Source organism: Streptomyces sp. NPDC002935 (genome assembly GCF_040611295.1).
In the GTDB taxonomy this organism is placed as follows: Bacteria; Actinomycetota; Actinomycetes; order Streptomycetales; family Streptomycetaceae; genus Streptomyces.
In genome coordinates, this window is record NZ_JBEXNW010000027.1 from 23765 (window position 1) to 40084 (window position 16320).

The window sequence follows — 16320 nt, forward strand, 5'->3', positions numbered from 1 at the left end:
CGGGCCGGGACACTCGCACAGGTTCGCACCGTGCAGTTCCCCGCATGGGGGTGCTGCTACGGGGTGAGCCGGCTCTCGAACCTTGAGGAGCATTCATGTCCGTTTCCACGTCTGTCACGGCCCGCCGTGTGGCGGCCGCGGCCATCGCGGCAGGCGCACTGGTCGGCTCGGCCGCCGTGTCCGCCTCCGCCGCGGAGCCGCGCTACGAGCGCACGCACGTCGCCATCAGCCGGGTCCAGAGCGACGCGCCGGGCTTTGACAACCGCTCAAGCCGTTCCCTGAACGGCGAGTGGGTGGAAATCACCAACTCCGCATTCGGCGGAGTGAACCTGAACGGCTGGACGCTGTCGGACGAGGACGGCAACCGCTACACCTTCAACCACTACCGGCTGGCCGGACGTTCCACCGTCCGTATCCACACCGGCTACGGCCGCGACACCAGCCGGGACCTCTACCAGGACCGCCGCAACGAGGTGTGGGACAACCGTTCCGACACCGCCACGCTGGAGACCGAGCGCGGCCGCTTCGTCGACAGCGTCTCCTGGGGCCGGCACCACGACCGCGACCACGGCCGCGACGACCACCGCGGTCACGGCGACCACCGCGGCCACGGCGACGACCGAGGCCACGGGCGTGACCACGACCACGATCGCGGTCACTGGGACAACCGTGGTCACGGGGACAACCGCGGTCACGGCGACAACCGTGGTCACTGGGACAACCGCGGTCACGGCGACAACCGTGGTCATGGCGACAACCGCGGCCACGGCCAGGCTCCCGGCCAAGGCCAAGGCCAGGGCCAGGGCCAGGGCCAGGGACAGGGCCAGGGTCACGGCCAGGGCCAGGGCCAGGGACAGGGACAGGGACAGGGACAGGGACAGGGCCAGGGTCACGGCCAGGGCCAGGGTCACGGTCAGGGCCACGCCTGAACTGCGGCTGAACAGCCTCTGGAACCACAGCCGTTCACGCTGTCGCGGGTGGCATCCGGTCAGGTCGTGGAGGTGACCGGCTGTAGCTCCGGGCCCCATCGGACCCGGTGAAGAACAGGAGCCCGCAGGGCGGCACAGCCGCAGAGGACCCGCACCACACGGTGCGGGTCCTCTGCGTTCCGGCACGCGGACCCGGACCCCTCATGGCTGCGCCCGGCAACCGGTGCGGGCCGCGGTTTTCACAGCACCCGGCGTCTGCGCCCCAACCAGGTCTGTGCGATGACCACGACGGCCAGGAAGGCGCCGCTGACGACCTGTTGGTAGGCGGAGTCGAGGGAGCCGATCTGGTTGATGACGTTCTGGATGACCTTCAGCAGCAGCACCCCCACCAGTGAGCCGCTGATGAAGCCGAACCCGCCGGTGAGCAGGGTGCCGCCGATGACGACCGCGGAGATCGCCTCCAGTTCCATGCCGGAGCCGAGGATCGTCACACCCGACACCAGCCAGGCCGCGTTGAGCGCTCCGGCGAGCCCCGCGCACAGCCCGGAGAGTGTGTAGACCGAGATCTTCGTACGGGCCACGGGGGCGCCCATCAGCGCCGCCGCGTCCTCGTTCCCGCCGACCGCGTACACGTACTGCCCGAACCGGGTGCGCCGGAGCACGACCGCGCCGAGCACGAACAGCGCCACGGTGATCCACACGGGTACACCGACACCGAGCAACGTGCCCTGTCCGAGTTTCGCGAAGAACGACTCCTTGTCCACGAGATACGTCTTCGAGCCCTCGTCGGTGACGGAGAGCAGGATGCCCCGGGCGCCCAGCATCGCGGCCAGCGTGACGATGAACGGCGCCAGTCGCGAGCGGGCGATCAGCAGGCCGTTGACCAGACCGATCAGTCCGCACACGGCGAGCGGCAGCAGCAGTGCGACCGCCGTTCCGTACTGCGATCCCCAGGCGGCCAGCACCCCGCCGAGGGCGAAGAGCGAGCCGACGGACAGATCGATGCCGCCGGTGACGATGACGAACGTCATCCCGAGCGCGACCACGGCGAGGAACGCCGAGGAGAGCGCCATGTTCTCCAGGTTGTCGCCCGTCAGGAAGGTGTCGAAGCTGAGGGACGCCACGATCATCGCGACGATCAGCGTGACCAGCGCGCCGTGTTGCTGGGCGAGGGCGCTGAGCCGATCGGAGCGGCCGGCGCCGGACGGTTCCTCCTCGGCCGTGCCCTTGGCGCGCACCGGAGTGTCCACGTCGGTCGTCATCGCTTTCCTCGTTCCCGTGCCGCGTAGACGGCGAGGACGATCACCACGGCCTGGGCGATCTGGGTCCACGACGGCGGCAGATCGTGCTTGATGAGCGTGGTGGTGAGCAACTGGATGAGGACGGCGCCGGCGACCGTGCCGCCGATGCGGACCCGGCCTCCGCTGAGCGGGGTTCCGCCGACCACGACGGCGGTGATGGCGGACAGTTCCATCAGGTTGCCGAGCGAGGTCGGGTCGCTGGCCGTGAGGCGGGCGGTGGCCAGCACGCCCGCGACGGCCGCGAGGACGCCCGAGCAGACGTACACCAGGATGAGGACGCGGCGCACCGGCAGTCCGGCGAGGCGGGCCGCCGGGCGGCTGTCCCCGATGGCCAGGAGTTGTCGGCCGAAGGTCGTGCGGCGCACGACGAAGGCGACGAGAAGCGCCAGGGCGACGGCGATCAGCACGAGATACGGGACGCCCAGCACATCGCCCGAGCCGAGGTCCGCCATGGCCGGGTCGTGGACGTCCTTGAGCTGGGGGAGCAGCACCAGGGCCAGCCCGCGCCCGGCGACCATCAGAGCGAGTGTCGCGACGATCGGCTGGACACCGACGAAGGCGATGAGTGATCCGCTCGCGACCCCGATCACGGCGCCGCCGACCAGCGCGATCAGGATGGCGATCCCCGGTCCGTAGCCGAGGTAGAGGGACAGGAGCGAGGTGGACAGGGCCATCACCGAGCCCACCGCCAGGTCGACGCCCTCGCTGCCGATAGCCAGCGCCATGCCGAGCGCCACGATCAGGACCGGAGCGACCTGGACGGCCTGGGTGCGGAAGTTCTCCGTGGACAGGAAGTGCGGGGTGAACACGGTGTTCACCAGGAAGAGGACCGCGACGCCCAGGTAGACGCCGTACTCCTGGAGCAGGCGCAGCAGACGGTCGCGGTCGGCGGTCACCCGGCCCAGCGTCAGGTCAGTCATCGTGGCCTCCCGGGCCGGTGCCCGCGGCGGTAGCCGTGGCGATGGGGGCGGCGGGTGAGGTGGCGGGTGAGGTGGCGGTGTGTGCGGTGGGGGTGTGTGCGGAGGCGATGGCACGCATCAACCGGTCCTCGGTGACGGCGTCGCCGGTCAGCTCCTCGACGACCGCGCCGTCCTTGAGGACGATCACCCGGTCACTGCCCTCGATCAGTTCCTCGGGGTCCGAGGAGATGAGCAGGACGCCGAGTCCGTCGTCGGCCAGTTCGTCGATCAGTTTCTGCACCTCCGCCTTGGCGCCGACATCGATGCCCCGGGTCGGCTCGTCGAGGAGCAGGACCTTGGGCTGCATGGCCAGCCAGCGGGCCAGCAGGACCTTCTGCTGGTTGCCGCCGGACAGTTCGCCCACCTTCTGGTGGGGGCTCGCCGCCTTGATCCGCAGCCGCTTCATGAACGTCTCCACGATCCGGTCGATGCGCGCTTCGTCGACCAGGCCGAAGCGCGAGAGGCCGGGCAGAGCGGCGAGCGCGATGTTCTCGCGGACCGAGAGGCCCGGCACGATGCCCTCGGCCTTGCGGTCCTCGGGGAGCAGGCTGATGCCGGCGCGGATCGCGGCGGGGGTCGAGCCGGTGCGCACGCGGACGCCCGCCACGACCACCTGCCCGGAGTCGGTGGGCAGCGCGCCCGCGATGGCCTTGGCGGTCTCGGTGCGGCCCGAACCGAGCAGCCCGCCGAGCCCCACCACCTCGCCGGGCCGCACGGAGACGGACACGTCGTGCAGCTGATGACGTACGGTCAGTTTCCTTGCCTCCAGGACCGGTTCGGCCTCGGTGTCGTGGCTGCCCGCGAACCTGGTCAGGCCGTCCTGTCGTACGTCCGCGATCTCCCTCCCGAGCATCAGCGCCACGAGCCTCAGCCGGTCGAGTTCGGCGATCCGGCCCGTGTGCACAACCTTGCCGTCGCGCAGCACGGTGACCGCGTCGCAGATCTCGTACAACTCGTCGAGGCGGTGGCTGACGTAGATCACCGCGATGCCCCGCTCGCGCAGCATCCGGATCACCCCGAACAGGGTCCGCACCTCGCGTGGTTCGAGCGAGGAGGTCGGTTCGTCCATGACGACCACGCGGGCGTCGACGGAGACGGCGCGGGCCAGGGCCACCATCTGCTGGGCGCCGACGCCCAGTTCACGCAGGGGCCGGCGTACGTCGACGCGCAGACCGAGTTCGCGCAGGGCTTCCTCGGCCTGGCGGTGCATGCGCCGGAAGTCGATCAGGCCGAGCCGGCCCCGGGGTTCGCGGCCGAGGAAGAGGTTGCGGGCCACGCTCATCAGCGGGACGAGGTTGACCTCCTGGTAGATGGTGGAGATTCCCGCGTGCTGCGCCTGGAGCGGCGTGGCGAAGCGGACCGGTGCGCCGTCGTAGGTCACCTCGCCCTCGTCGGGCTGGTAGACGCCGGTGAGGACCTTGATGAGGGTCGACTTGCCCGCGCCGTTCTCTCCGATGAGTGCGTGCACCTCCCCGGCGCGGGCCGTGAAGTCCACGAAGGACAGGGCCTTCACGCCGGGGAAGGTCTTCGACAGGCCGGTCACCGACAACATGTCAGTAGGCCTTGCCCAGGTCGGACTTGGCGTTGTCCGTGGTGTACTCGCTGTCCTGGATGACGATGTCCTGGGTGACCTTCTCGCCCTGGGTGAAGGTGTCCAGGGTCTGGAAGGCGAGCGGCCCGAAGCGGGGGTTGGACTCGACGACGCCGTCGATCCAGCCGTCGACGATGCCCTGGACGGCGTTGCGGGTGCCGTCGATCGTGACGATCTTCACCGCGCCCGGCTTCTTGCCGGCCCCCTTGAGGGCGTTGACCGCACCGAGTCCCATCTCGTCGTTCTCGGCGTAGATCCCGGTGATGCCGGGCTTGGACTGGATGAGGTTCTCGGTGACCGACTGGCCCTTCTCCCGCGCGAATTCACCGGTCTGCTTGAAGACGATCTTGAGGCCGGGAGCCTTCTCCTCGACGCGGTCCTGGAAGCCCTTGGTGCGTTCGGTCGTCACGTTGTTGCCCGCGGCGCCGAGCAGGATGGCGATGTCGCCCTTGCCACCGGTCGCCTCGATCATCCGGTCCGCTGCCCGCTTGCCCTGCTCCACGAAGTCGGAGCCGATGAAGCTCACGTAGTCCTTGCAGGCGGTGGCGTTGATCTTGCGGTCGATGGTGATGATCGGGATGTGCTTGGCGGACGCCGAGCGCAGGACGGGTTCCCAGCCGTCGGAGTTGAGCGGTGCGATCACGAGCAGGTCGGCGCCCTTGGCGATGAGGTCCTGGACGTCGCTGATCTGCTTGGAGAACTGCGACTGCGCGTTGGCCGTCAGCAGTTTCAGGCCCCGCTTGTCCGCTTCGGCCTTGATCGACGCGGTCTCGGCGATCCGGAAGGGGTTGGCCTCCTTCTCGGACTGGGAGAAGCCGACCGTGGCGGTCTTCAGATCGATCTTCTGGGCGCCGTAGGCGTCGATGGCGCAGGTCGGTCCCGAACCGGTGGACGGCGAGGCGACGACCTGCCCCGAGTCGCCCTGGCTGGTGGAGTTCTTGTCCTTGTCGGCGCCGTCGTCCTCCGACTTCGCGCATCCGGAGACGAGCGCGAGGCTCGTGATGAGGCCGGTGGCGAGGAGGGTCCGGGCGGAGGTGCGGTGACGTGGTGCGATCGGCTTCATGGAGTCCCCAAACGGCGCGGCCCCGGCGCTGAGAGCGCTCCCGGGGATGATCGGCTCTTGCGGTCAACTCGGTGTACACGTCGTTCCGGGGAGGTTTTTACATCGTTGGAAGGAGGCTGTAAAGCCTTCCGTCCGAAATCTCGTCAGCGCCGCCCCAACGTGCTCTCGCGCTCAACCAGCCTGAAATCCGCGGTCAGTTCACGTCCGCCGGGCTCGGTCCGGCCCGACAGGCTGCGCAGCAGGGACGCCACCGCCATCCGCGCGATGGCCTGCTTGTCCGGCGAGATCGTCGTCAGTGTGACCGCGCCGAACCGCCCCTCCTCGATGTCGTCGAAACCGACCACCGCCACGTCCCACGGCACCCGCAGACCGCGCTCGTGCAGCACCCGCATCGCACCGATCGCGACCAGGTCGTTGTACGCGAAGACCGCGTCCGGACGCACTCCGGAATCCAGCAGACGGGCCATCGCCCGGGCGCCCTCGTCGCGGTCCCAGCCCCCGACCGGCACGACCAGTTCATCGGGCGCGGGCACCCCCGCCTCGGTCAACTCCTCACGCCAGCCCGCCAGTCGTAGATGCGCGGGCCGGTTGGCCGAATCCGTGCGGGCCCCCAGGTAGGCGATCCGTGAGCGGCCCCGGGTCAGTAGATGGCGTACCGCGCTGCGCGCCGCCGCCACGTTGTCGATCGCGATGTGGTCGTAGGGCAGTTCGTACTGCCGCTCGCCGAGCAGCACGAGCGGCACGTCGTCGGTGCGGGAGCGCAGATCCTCCGCCTCCAGCTCCAGCGGGCTGAGGATCAGGCCGTCGATGACGTTGGCCCGGAAACCCTGGCTCACCAGCACTTCCTGCTCGCGGTCGCCGCGCGTGTGGTCCAGGAGCACGGTGAATTCGTGCTCGGCGGCGGCGTCGATGACGGCTCCGGCCAGCTCCGCGAAGTACGGGTTGCCCAGCTCGGGGATGGCGAGGGCGATGATGCCCGTGCGCCCTTTGCGCAGATGGCGCGCCGTGAGGTTCGGCCGGTAGCCCAACTCGTCGATGGCCTCCTGAACTCGTGCCCGCATGGCCGGGGTGACGTGCGGATAGTTGTTCACGACGTTCGAAACCGTCTTGATCGAGACGCCGGCGTGCTCGGCGACGTCCTTCAGGCTGACCCGCAAGGGATCTCCTCTTCATCGATGTGCGCCCCTGTCACCTGGGCGTTTGTCATGACCCTGGACAGAGGCCGGGACCCGTGCTGTGATGCCAACTCCCGTTCCTTCCAACGTTGTACAGACTGAAGCAACGAGCCGCCACCCTTCCTCAGCCAAGGAGGATCCGTGCGCATCAGAAATCCCAGAAGCATCAGAACCCAACTGGCACTCCTGCTCGTCGCGGTACTCGGCCTGGCGGGGCTCACCGCAGCCCCGGCCGCCACAGCCGCCGACGACCCCGTGGAAGTCCACGGCCTGAAGGGCGAGTACTACACCCAGTCCGCCCCCGGCGCCTTCGACTTCCACGAGCTGAAGGCCACCGGATTCGACACGAAACTCGACTTCGACAACCTGGAGCCGCGACTCGCCTTCGCCACCGGACAGTCGGACGACGCCAACGTCCGCTGGACCGGCCGGATCGTCCCCGAGAAGACCGGCGCCCACACCTTCTCGATCATCGGCGACAACGGCTTCCGGCTGTGGGTCGACGGACACCTCGCCATCGACCACTGGGTCGACGACTGGGACCGCGAACAGACCTCCCCGCCCCTCGACCTGACGGCCGGTCAGGCCTACGACATCAAGGTCGAGTACTTCGAGCACTTCGGCGGCTCGAACCTGCACCTGCGCTGGACCCCGCCCGGCGGCGCCAAGACGGCCGTCCCGCAGTCGGCACTCCGGCTGCCCGACGGATACGCCTACGACGGCGCCATCGCGACCACGGTCCAGGGCGACGGCCGCACCCTGCGCCTCGACTTCGCCCAGCCGCTGACCGCGCCCCCGGCCGGTCTCACCGACCACGTCGAAGCCGTCATCGGCGGCGCCAAGTGGCCCCTGACCACGGTGAAACTGGACCCCGCCGACCCCAAGTCCCTGCTCGTCGGCCTGAAGGAGCCCGTCGTCGGCAACAAGACCGGCACGGCCCGAGGCACCGCCGACCTGCGCTACGACGGCAAGGGCGGCCTCTCCGGGACGAACGGCAACGTTGTCAACGCCTTCTGGAGCAGCGGCCCCAACCACTCCACCCACCAACTGCGCACGAAGTGGGCGGACGACGTCGGCCCGCGCAACGCGCACCCCGAGTACCCCCGGCCGCAGCTGACCCGGGACAAGTGGCGCAACCTGAACGGCTCGTGGCAGTTCGCCGCGGCCGAGGCCGGCGAGCAGCCGCCGGTCGGCAGGAAACTCGCCGAGAAGATCCTCGTGCCCTACCCCGTGGAGTCCCAGCTCTCCGGCATCGAACGGCACGAGGACCGCATGTGGTACCGGCGCACCTTCACCGTCCCGTCCGACTGGAAAGTCGGCTCCGGCAAGCACCTCCAGCTCAACTTCGGCGCCGTCGACTGGCGGGCCGAGGTCTACGTCAACGGCACCAAGGTCGCCGAACACCAGGGCGGCTACGACAAGTTCAGCGCCGACATCACGTCCGCGCTGAAGCCCGGCCGCACCCAGGAACTCATCGTCGGCGTCTACGACCCGACCGACGCGCAAGGCGGCGAGAACCCGCCGGTCGGCAAGCAGCGACTCGACCCCAGCGGCATCTGGTACACCCCGTCCTCCGGAATCTGGCAGACGGTGTGGATGGAACCGGTGGCCGCCGACCACGTCGACACGCTCAAGCTGACGCCCGACGTCAAGAACGGCCGGCTCACCGTCGAGCCGCAGGGCGTCCGGAACGGAGTGCCGGTCACCGCCACCGCGTACGCCGGACACCGCAAGGTCGCCACCGTGACCGGCCGCACCGGGCAGCCGCTCGTCCTGAAGATCACCGACCCGCACCTCTGGTCACCCGACGACCCCTTCCTCTACGACCTGAAGGTGAGCGTCGGCGCCGACCGCATCGGCAGCTATTTCGGGATGCGGTCCATCGCGGTGGAACAGGTGAACGGAACCCCGCGCACCGTCCTCAACGGCAAACCCGTCTTCATGATGGCCACCCTCGACCAGGGATTCTGGCCCGACGGCCTCCACACCGCCCCGACCGACGAGGCCCTGGCGTACGACCTGAAGATGCACAAGGAGATGGGCTTCAACTCGGTCCGCAAACACATCAAGGTGGAACCCGACCGCTGGTTCTACTGGGCCGACCGGCTCGGCCTGATGGTCTGGCAGGACATGCCCGCCATGACCGCCGGGGTCACCCCGAACGCCGCGTCCCGCGCCGAGTACGAGCGCGAGATGAAGCAGATGATCGACGAGCACATCAGCAGCCCGTCGATCGTCATGTGGGTGACCTTCAACGAGGGCTGGGGCCAGTACGACGAGGCCCGCATCGCCGACCAGGCCAAGGCCTGGGACCCGACGCGCCTCATCAACTCCATGTCGGGCATCAACCTCGGCGTGGACGGCGGCACCGGCGACATCATCGACGAGCACGGCTATCCGAGCCCCGCGCTGCCACCGGCACCCGACGGCAGACGGGCCCTGGTCAGCGGCGAGTACGGCGGTCTCGGACTCGCGGTGCCCGGACACGCCTGGTCCGTCCAGCAGTCCTACGTCGACGTCGATCCCGCGACGTACACGGACGACTACCTGGCCCGGCTGGCAGAAGTGCACAAGCTCGCCTGCAAGGGCGGCAACGGAGCCGTCTACACCCAGATCTCGGACGTGGAAGGAGAGCTGAACGGACTGGTGACGTACGACCGCGAGGTGGTCAAGCCCGACGTGGCCCGGCTGAAGGCCGCCCACGAGGCGCTGATCCACGACGCGTCACAGCCGACTCCGGCCGGCTGCTCCTGACGACGAGGCGCCCGGCACACGTCTCCCCGCCGCACCGGGCACGCCTCGCCCCGGCCCGCTGACGGGTCGTCGCATGGCCGCCCTCCCCGCAGAGGGAGGGCGGCCATGCCCTGCCCGTTGGGGCCGACCGCGCTTTGTTCGTCACGGACCGGCGGGGGATCGAGCGTTCCGGACGGCGGGCACGAGCAACCGGCCGCCACCTGCCCTCCTCGGCACGTCGGGCCGGACCGCGGCGGCACGCGACGTTACTGTCGCCGCCATGGACGGTGAACGCCGAGGGTGGCGCCAGTGTTTGCTCAGCGGGGCGGTGTTCGCCGTATGCATGGCCGGCACCACGCTGCCGACCCCCCTCTACGGTCTCTACCAGGAGAAGTTCGGATTCTCCGAGCTGACGGTCACCGTCGTCTACGCCGTGTACGCCTTCGGGGTCATCGGCGTACTGCTGCTGGCGGGCAACGCCTCGGACTCGGTGGGCAGGCGGCCGGTGTTGCTCTGGGGCCTCGGATTCGCGGCGGCGAGCGCCGTCTGCTTCCTCTGCGCCACGGGGCTGGGCTGGCTGTACGTGGGGCGGCTGCTGTCGGGACTGTCCGCCGGTCTGTTCACCGGCGCCGCCACGGCGTACGTGATGGAACTGGCGCCACCGGGCGGCGCCGCCCGCGCCACCTTCGTCGCGACGGCCGCCAACATGGGCGGACTGGGCTGCGGCCCGCTGCTCGCCGGGCTGCTCGCGCAGTACGCACCCTGGCCGCTGTACCTGCCGTTCGCCGTACACCTCGCCCTGGTGGTCTGCTCCGCCGCCGTCCTGCTGCGGCTCCCGGAGACCGTACGGGAACGCCGTCCACTGAGCACGGTACGACCGCAACGGCCCGGCCTGCCCCCCGAGGTGCGGCCGGTGTTCGGGCCGCCCGCGATCGCCGCGTTCGTGGGGTTCGCCCTGTTCGGCGTCTTCACGTCGGTCAGCCCGGCGTTCCTCGCGACGTCCCTGGACGTACACAGCCACGCGGTGAGCGGACTGGTCGTCGCACTCGCCTTCTTCGCCTCGACCGCCGGGCAGCTCGCCGTCGGCCCGGTCGGAGTGCGGCGATCACTGCCCCTCGGCTGCCTCGCGCTCCTGGGCGGGCTCGCGCTGCTCGCGGGCGCGCTGCGATGGGACCTGCTGGTACTGGTGGTACTGAGCGCGATCGTCGGCGGAGGCGGCCAGGGGCTGGCATTCCGCGGGGCGCTGGCCACCGTGGCCGGGGCCTCTCCCGAGCACCAGCGCGCGGCGGTGATCTCCACCCTCTTCGTCGTGGCCTACGCGGGCATCTCGGTGCCGGTTATCGGCGTGGGCGTGCTGGTGGGCCCGATCGGCCTGGAGGGCGCGGGGCTCGTGTTCATCGCCTGCATGGCCGTCCTGGTGTCCGTCGCGGCCGTCTATCTGCTGCGGCGGCCGGCATCCGTGCGGACTTAGAACTCCTAACGAAATGGGGTGGCGGCTGCGCTCCTGACAGAGCGACGATCTCCCGGTACTCGCCGATGAAGGGGCAGCTATGGGCGACATCGCTCCGAGGGAGCTCATCTCTTTCGCCTATGACGAGGGGAACAGCGTCACCGTCAATGTGCTGGGGCGCGATCCGGGATGGAGCGCCGGACTGGAGACCGAGATCGTGGTCCAGACGCCCTTGGTGTCCGGCCGTATCGACTTGATCCTGTACTCATCGAAGCTGGAGAGCTGGGCGGATGCGCTGGACAAGCTCGACGCCGGCGAGGACGTGGCCTGGATGGAGATGAGCAACGGGCCGTCCGTCTTCATCCAGCTTGCAGGCGAGCGCGACTGCCCTGAGGTGGTCGTGGAGGACACGAGTCGGGGTCCATGGTCACGGTGCGGGTGCCGCTTGTTCCTCCGGACGACTGCGCCACTGGTCGTACGCCTGGTACCTGATCCACGAGATCGTCATCCGGGTCGTGGTGGGCCGGATCGGTGACACACCGGTGATGTGGGCGCTCGTCCTCGCCCTGAGCCTCGCCCTGTCGGCGGCCGCCTACCACTGGGTCGAGCACCCGCTGGAGCGGTGGCTGCGGCGGGTGGGGCCGGGGGTGGGTCAGGCGCCCGCGTGCAGGTACCCGGCCCAGAGCGACGGGGTGCCGGGGAACTCGTCGCGCAGCGCCAGGACCGACGTCCGGAGCGCGGCCGCGGAACGGGCGCAGTGCAGGCCCTCGGCGTCCGACAAGGACGCGTAGAAGCCCTTCGCCACCGTCGCCGAGATCACGTCGTCCACCTCCCACAGCGTGCCCACCACATACCGGAAACCAGCCAGTTGGAACGCGCTGGTCAGGTGGATGGCCTCGTCCAGGAGATCCGACGCGGCGGTGTACGTCGTCCGGCAGGCCGACAGATAGGCCAGCTCGGCCCGCTCCAGCGCCACGGAGGCGACCCCGGCGACGGTCAGCGCCCTCGTCTCGTGGTCCCACAGCAGCAGTCGGCTGCGCGAGGGATCGACGGCATCGGTGACCGCATGACACGCCAGGTGGATCACCCGGGCGTCGATGAGCCCGGCCAGGACCGCCGCCCGCGTGGCCGCACCGGTGACGACCGTCGGGTCCGGCAGCACCGCCGCCACCGCGGCCGCCTCCTCCGAGGCCCCGAACAGCGGAGGGGCACCCGGGGTGGCCGGCATGGCGACGATCAGCGAGCGCCCCGGCCCGCCACCGGCCGGCCGCGGGCGCCGGGCGTGCCGCAGGGCACGGATCGTGGGCGTGTACGAGGACACGACCCGGTCCAGGACCGTACGGTCACCGCCCCCGGCGGACTCGGCGTGGTGCCCGGCGGCGTGCAGCGGCAGCGAGCCCAGCAGGCCGCCGGGGGACCACCACACACGGGGCGGCTCACCGCCGCGCCCGGAACCCGGGCCGATGCCCAACGCCAGCAGGACCGGCTCCGCGGCCACGTCCCAGAGCCACCCCAGGATGCCGCTCAGGGTCCGCTGCGCCTCCCGCTGGGCACGCCAGTCGGTCTCCGGGTCCGCGACGACGGCGAGCGTGTGGTGGAAGAGGTCGGTCTGTGAGGTCAGCTCCGCGTGCGTGAGGCGGGGCAGTGGCAGGTGCCGCACACCGCCGCTGGTGACCAGGAGGGCGTCGCAGCGTGTCTCGTCACAGTTGAACACCACGATCGGTCCCGCTTCCGCCGTGGCGAGGAGCGCCTCGGGCTCCGGCGGCCGGGCGAACGAGGCGAAGCCCTCCAGGCCGCGGATCTCCTCGATCGTGGCCGTGAGTTCGGTGGCGGCCCGGGGCCGGTCCAGGGTCCCGTCGTCCTCGCTGTCGAGGAGGTTGCGCAGGTGTACGAAGCGGTCGGCGAGCCCGGGATGGCTCCGCCGCAGGTCCGAGATGTCACCGCGGGTGTCCAGCATCTGGCTGAGGAGGACCGTGCGCCCCTGTTCCAGGCTCTGGAGGGCGCTGCGCGCGGCGTACGGCAGGAGGGGCAGGTACGGCACGTCCGGGCGCCGCTGCTCGCCCGCGTCGAGGGCCGCGGCCGCGGTGAATGTGACCAGGGCTGAGTGGTCCTTCACCGCGTGTTGCTGATCGGCCCGCGCGATCCGGCGCGGGGCGGCGAGGGGGATCAGTTCGATGGCGTACTCCAGGAGCTCGAGAGCGGCCAGCACGTCCACGGGATAGAGCGTGAGCGCGGCCGCCCGTGCCGAGCGGATGCGATGGGACGCCGCGAGGGTCTCGCTGTCGGCCGCCTTTTCGAGATCGGCGACGGCCTCCACGATGCCGAAGGGGATCACCGTCCTGCCAGTGAGCTCGCTGAACGCCCGGAACATCGCGTCCGGTTCGGTCGCCTCGGCCTGTTCCTTGTGGGCGATCCCCAGGTTGTGGTGGAACATCCCGACAGCGGCGTGGTCGGGCGGTGCGAGGTCGACGACGCGTCGGCACAGGGCGACGAGGTCGTCCACATCGACCCGTTCGGGATTTCGCCGCCGCTCCTCCAGGAGTGCGCCCACCAGAGAGGTGAGCGTCGGCAGCGCGACCGGATCGTTCGCCGGTACCGCGTCGGCGGCGCGCCGTGCGTACACAAGGGCCTCGTCCAGATCGGCCGGTCCGCCGCTGTGGCCATAACGGCGCAGGAGCGCGCTGCTGAGCCCCGACAGCACGATCGGCGCCTCGGATTCGTCCGGTTCGCACGACTCCACCGCGCGCCGCAGCAGGTCCACGGCCTCGTCCAGTTGTGTGGAGTCACGGGTGCGGTCGAAGAGCTGCTCGAGCGCGAACCCGAGCCCGTGCAGCTCCCGGGTCCTGATGGCAGCGGCAGTGGCGTGCAGCCGCCGCAGCGTCCGCACGGCGTGGTTCAGGTCGTCGAGGCTGCCGGTGCGGGCGCCCCGTTCGGCCAGGGCCGTGCCGAGGTGGTACAGGGCGTCCACCCCGACGGGGCCGTGGAGCTGGTCCTCACCCACGGCCCGCACGGCCTCGCGGTCGCGGTCGACCGCCTCGTCCAACGCGGCCAGGTCCCCGGTGTGCTGGTAAAGGTAGACCAGCGACATGCCGAGCTGCACCAGCACACCGGGGCGTGCGGGATGGACGTCCGGGGCCGCCCCGAGCGCCTCGCGGCAGGCGGCGACCGCCTCCCGGAGTGCGTCGAGCCCCTGGCCCGCGCGGTACCGGGCGCGGTGCACCTGGGCGGCCAGCCAGCCGAACAACAGCACGCCGTCGGCCGAGGACACCTCGCGGACGGCGGCCGAACCCAGAAGCTCAGCGGCCTCGTCGAGGTCCTCGGGCCTGCGCGCGAGGACGTACCGGAACCACAGGGCCCGGGGGAGCGCCCGGGTCAGGACAGCCCGAAGGTGGGGCGACGCCTGGTGGCCGTCCCGGTCGGCCAGTCCGGCACGGATCACCGTGACGGCCCGCTCCACGTCGTCGGCGGTCGGCTGCCGCTCGATGCGCTCCAGGAGGCCGATGGCCAGTTTGCGGAGAAGGTCCCAGCGGAGGGTGATGTCGTCGTCCGGGATGAGGGCCAGCGCCTGCTCGTGGGCGTCGACCACGACGTCCAGATCGTCCGGCCGCTGATCGTGCTGGTACCGCAGCCAGTAGGCGTTGGCCCGCCTCATCGTCACGTACGCACGTTCGTGCACCGTGTATGTGTCCGGCACCTCGCGCTGAAGCGCCGTCCACTGCCGGATCGCCTCGTCCAGGTCCGTTTTGTCGGCGCCCGTCGTGAAGCGCTCCTCCAGGCCTTCCGCGACCGCCTCCCGCGCGTACGAGCGCAACTCGGGGAAGTCCAGGACCGTGCGGCCCGCCGCCAGCACGTCGTCCCACCGGTGTTCCGCCCGCGCACGAAGGACCCGGTCGCGCAGCAACGAGGCGAGCATCCCCATGAGACCGTCCCGGTCACCGGTGGTGAGGGGATCCCGCAGCGCGAAGACGCACGCCTCGAACGCGGTGCGCAGGTCGTTAGCGGACCCGGTGAGCCCGTGGCGACGGGCCAGGGCGATGGCGAGGTTGCCCCGGATGCCCGGCCCGCTCGGGTGGCCGACCGGCGTGACCCGCGCGGCCCGGCTCAGGAGGCCGATGGCCTGTAACAAAGCATTGACGTCGCCCAGGACGTCGTACCGCGTGTACAGCACCGTTCCCAAGCCGCCCAGATGGACGCCGTACTGGTCGTTGTCCGGGTCGGCGTGCTCCAACAGGAACCAGCACCATGCGGCGAGCTCGGACAGGTTCTCCCCGACGTCGCCCTCGCCGGTGAGGGCCTGGGCGAGCTGGGTGTCCACGTGCGTGCTGTGCGCGTCCGCGATCTCCGTCCTGAGACCGTCGGGGATGAGGAACATCCGGTCGGGGAAGAAGTGCGGAGCCAGCATGCGCACCGCGTCGTCGAGATCGGACTGCGCGCCGTGCCGTTCGTACCGGTGCCAGTACAGATGGCCGAGGACGGCCGTGACCTGCTCGTCCGTGGGATCGTCGGCGACCAGCCGCGCCAGGTCGGCCATCAAGCCGGGGTCCGGGTCGGGGGAGGGCCCCGCCCACAGCGTCTGCAGGGCCCGCACGGCCCGCGCCAGCAGCTCGTCACGTGATTCCCGGCCCGGTTCGCCCACCACAGTCGCCCACCAACTACCTTCCATCGCCGCCCCGGTCATGCATGATGCCCTGAAAGCACCAGTGCGCGGGGGGAGTCGGGATGACGGAGGAAGAATCGACCGCAAGGGTCAGGCGAGGCCTGTCGTACGTCTGCGAACACCTCGACGCGCTGCGCGAACACCTGGCCGAACTGGGCCGGACCGAGGAACTCGACCGGTTGAAGCGAGCCGTCGTCGACGGGAACGAGGACCCTGCGACGCCGCTCGACGCCATCGACCGGATCGTTCGCGCGGACGGCGACGCGCGCGGCGCCTACGGGGCGAGCGCCCGGACGGTCCCCGAGCCCGGGCCCGTCGGCGTGGGGCCCGGCGCCGAAGCCGATGTCGCCTTCCTCTGCCCCCTGGGCGCCTGCGCACGCGTGGAGTGGGCGGAGCCCACGATGCGGGAGGCCCCGCGCTGCCGGATGGGCGCGGTTCCGCTGCGCTGGGTCAAGGGCTGAG

Annotated in this window: 11 protein-coding genes; 5 read left to right on the forward strand and 6 right to left on the reverse strand. The window is 70.5% G+C overall.

The window, feature by feature from the left end; translation table 11 throughout:
* Positions 1–95 precede the first annotated feature (95 nt).
* Positions 96–929, forward strand: a complete 834-nt coding sequence (locus tag ABZX90_RS30240) for a lamin tail domain-containing protein (protein ID WP_355210014.1) — start codon at positions 96–98, stop codon at positions 927–929.
* 239 nt (positions 930–1168) lie between these two features.
* Here the strand turns inward: ABZX90_RS30240 and ABZX90_RS30245 are convergent, their stop codons facing one another.
* From ABZX90_RS30245 to ABZX90_RS30265, 5 genes are all read right to left on the reverse strand, one after another.
* The gene (locus tag ABZX90_RS30245) at positions 1169–2191 is read right to left on the reverse strand and encodes an ABC transporter permease (RefSeq protein ID WP_355210017.1); all 1023 of its coding nucleotides are present in this window, start codon (positions 2189–2191) and stop codon (positions 1169–1171) included.
* The gene (locus ABZX90_RS30250) at positions 2188–3150 is read right to left on the reverse strand and encodes an ABC transporter permease (RefSeq protein ID WP_355210020.1); all 963 of its coding nucleotides are present in this window, start codon (positions 3148–3150) and stop codon (positions 2188–2190) included. Before ABZX90_RS30250 ends, ABZX90_RS30245 begins: the two co-directional genes overlap by 4 nt.
* Positions 3143–4741 (reverse strand): sugar ABC transporter ATP-binding protein, encoded by a 1599-nt coding sequence (locus ABZX90_RS30255; RefSeq protein ID WP_355210023.1) that lies wholly within the window; start codon positions 4739–4741, stop codon positions 3143–3145. Before ABZX90_RS30255 ends, ABZX90_RS30250 begins: the two co-directional genes overlap by 8 nt.
* Before the next feature lies 1 nt (position 4742).
* On the reverse strand, positions 4743–5843 hold the full coding sequence (locus ABZX90_RS30260; RefSeq protein WP_355210026.1) for an ABC transporter substrate-binding protein: 1101 nt from the start codon (positions 5841–5843) through the stop codon (positions 4743–4745).
* A gap of 143 nt (positions 5844–5986) precedes the next feature.
* Entirely contained in the window at positions 5987–7000 is a 1014-nt protein-coding gene (locus tag ABZX90_RS30265; protein ID WP_351127686.1) for a LacI family DNA-binding transcriptional regulator, read from the reverse strand.
* Between the two features lie 159 nt (positions 7001–7159).
* Between ABZX90_RS30265 and ABZX90_RS30270 the strand changes: the two genes are divergently transcribed.
* From ABZX90_RS30270 to ABZX90_RS30280, 3 genes are all read left to right on the forward strand, one after another.
* Complete coding sequence (locus ABZX90_RS30270; RefSeq protein ID WP_355210029.1) at positions 7160–9772, forward strand: PA14 domain-containing protein; 2613 nt, start codon at positions 7160–7162, stop codon at positions 9770–9772.
* Between the two features lie 259 nt (positions 9773–10031).
* A complete protein-coding gene (locus ABZX90_RS30275) occupies positions 10032–11222 on the forward strand; it encodes an MFS transporter (RefSeq protein ID WP_351127682.1) in 1191 nt (396 codons plus the stop codon).
* Positions 11223–11301: 79 nt separating this feature from the next.
* Complete coding sequence (locus tag ABZX90_RS30280; RefSeq protein ID WP_355210032.1) at positions 11302–11736, forward strand: DUF5959 family protein; 435 nt, start codon at positions 11302–11304, stop codon at positions 11734–11736.
* 117 nt (positions 11737–11853) lie between these two features.
* On the opposite strand, the gene ABZX90_RS30285 is transcribed toward ABZX90_RS30280, so the two are convergent.
* Positions 11854–15879 carry a CHAT domain-containing protein gene (locus ABZX90_RS30285; protein ID WP_355210035.1) on the reverse strand — a complete coding sequence of 1342 codons (4026 nt, stop codon included), beginning with the start codon at positions 15877–15879 and terminating at the stop codon, positions 11854–11856.
* Between the two features lie 41 nt (positions 15880–15920).
* On the opposite strand from ABZX90_RS30285, the gene ABZX90_RS30290 reads away from it, so the two are divergent.
* Positions 15921–16319, forward strand: a complete 399-nt coding sequence (locus ABZX90_RS30290; RefSeq protein WP_351127676.1) for a hypothetical protein — start codon at positions 15921–15923, stop codon at positions 16317–16319.
* The last annotated feature ends 1 nt before the right edge of the window (position 16320 follow it).

Excerpts from the sequence above, each read along its gene's own strand:
- ABZX90_RS30255 (WP_355210023.1), bottom strand. The coding sequence starts at position 4,741 with ATGTTGTCGGTGACCGGCCTGTCGAAGACCTTCCCCGGCGTGAAGGCC.
- ABZX90_RS30285 (WP_355210035.1), bottom strand. The coding sequence starts at position 15,879 with ATGACCGGGGCGGCGATGGAAGGTAGTTGGTGGGCGACTGTGGTGGGC.
- ABZX90_RS30245 (WP_355210017.1), bottom strand. The coding sequence starts at position 2,191 with ATGACGACCGACGTGGACACTCCGGTGCGCGCCAAGGGCACGGCCGAG.
- ABZX90_RS30250 (WP_355210020.1), bottom strand. The coding sequence starts at position 3,150 with ATGACTGACCTGACGCTGGGCCGGGTGACCGCCGACCGCGACCGTCTG.
- ABZX90_RS30260 (WP_355210026.1), bottom strand. The coding sequence starts at position 5,843 with ATGAAGCCGATCGCACCACGTCACCGCACCTCCGCCCGGACCCTCCTC.
- ABZX90_RS30280 (WP_355210032.1), top strand. The coding sequence starts at position 11,302 with ATGGGCGACATCGCTCCGAGGGAGCTCATCTCTTTCGCCTATGACGAG.
- ABZX90_RS30240 (WP_355210014.1), top strand. The coding sequence starts at position 96 with ATGTCCGTTTCCACGTCTGTCACGGCCCGCCGTGTGGCGGCCGCGGCC.
- ABZX90_RS30275 (WP_351127682.1), top strand. The coding sequence starts at position 10,032 with ATGGACGGTGAACGCCGAGGGTGGCGCCAGTGTTTGCTCAGCGGGGCG.
- ABZX90_RS30290 (WP_351127676.1), top strand. The coding sequence starts at position 15,921 with ATGACGGAGGAAGAATCGACCGCAAGGGTCAGGCGAGGCCTGTCGTAC.